Origin of the sequence: Roseisalinus antarcticus (genome assembly GCF_900172355.1) — a bacterium.
Taxonomy (GTDB): domain Bacteria; phylum Pseudomonadota; class Alphaproteobacteria; order Rhodobacterales; family Rhodobacteraceae; genus Oceanicola; species Oceanicola antarcticus_A.
Genome location: NZ_FWFZ01000154.1, coordinates 1 through 560 on the forward strand (window position 1 = coordinate 1; position 560 = coordinate 560).

Here is a 560-nt window from a genome sequence, read left to right on the forward strand (position 1 = left end):
CCCGCGACGAACATCTCTCGCGCGACCATGGCCTGAAGGCCGTAAAAGTCCGTCAGCCCGTCCGCGTCCGCCTCGTCGGTCCAGGCGAGCCAGAGCCGCTGGACCTGGTCCCGAAGCTCCGCGTCGTCGATCAGCGAAGACGGCTTGATGCCGTCGCCGACGAGATTGGCGGCGAAGGCCTCGCAGGCATTGGCGGCATAGCCGTTGGTGACCACCAGTTCGCGCGCCCGCGCCAGCAGCTTTGGGCCGCCCGAGGCGACGAGCGCGTTGACGTTCTCCAGCGGCGGGTTCCAGCCGCGCAACCGGCGCCGGGACATCGCCCCTTCGAGGCGCGCACGCATGCCCGCAGGGCCGCCGGCGGGCTGGCGGCGGAACCGGTCGAACAGCCCCATGGATCACAGCCCCTTCGTCGACGTCACACGCAGCTGCCGCACGATCCGCCGGCCCTCGGCCGCGGCGATCTCGCGGTCCAGCGCCTCGATGGCGCGGTCGATCTCGACCACGCTGCGATACTCGACGGTCTTGCCGTCATAGCTGACCCGCGCCACGCCGGAGGAGCG

Annotated in this window: 2 protein-coding genes; both read right to left on the minus strand. The window is 71.2% G+C overall.

The annotated features are described in order from the left end of the window. On the minus strand, positions 1-392 hold a 392-nt coding region (locus ROA7023_RS23670; protein ID WP_234992443.1), incomplete at its 3' end, for a phage portal protein. A gap of 3 nt (positions 393-395) precedes the next feature. Beyond that, positions 396-548, minus strand: coding sequence for a phage head-tail joining protein (locus ROA7023_RS25790; RefSeq protein WP_121097652.1), 153 nt, complete (start codon positions 546-548; stop codon positions 396-398). Positions 549-560 lie beyond the last annotated feature (12 nt).